Raw genomic sequence first — 230 nt, 5'->3', positions numbered from 1 at the left:
CCCGTGCCATGGTTGGTGGCAGCTACAGAGGATGTCAGAACCACACGTTTGACCCGTGCCCGATGCGCCTCGCGAAGCACGCGCAACGCACCATCGCGGGCTGTCTGGATCAGTGCATTCTCATTTTCAGGATATCCCGGAGGGAAAGGCGATGCGGTGTGAATGACATAGTCGCATCCTTCGACAGCCGCAGCCCAACCGCCATCGCTATCAAGATCGGCCTGCACCAG

Annotated in this window: 1 protein-coding gene; it reads right to left on the bottom strand. The window is 59.6% G+C overall.

Annotated features, from left to right (window positions below):
• Positions 1-230 (bottom strand): NAD(P)H-binding protein (locus EOD29_RS35515; protein ID WP_127248943.1); only part of this gene is annotated, 230 nt, incomplete at both ends.

It is taken from the genome of Mesorhizobium sp. M1A.T.Ca.IN.004.03.1.1 (genome assembly GCF_003997555.1).
Taxonomy (GTDB): domain Bacteria; phylum Pseudomonadota; class Alphaproteobacteria; order Rhizobiales; family Rhizobiaceae; genus Mesorhizobium.
Note: the sequence above shows the minus strand (reverse complement) of the source record. Positions and strands in the feature narration are given on the sequence as shown.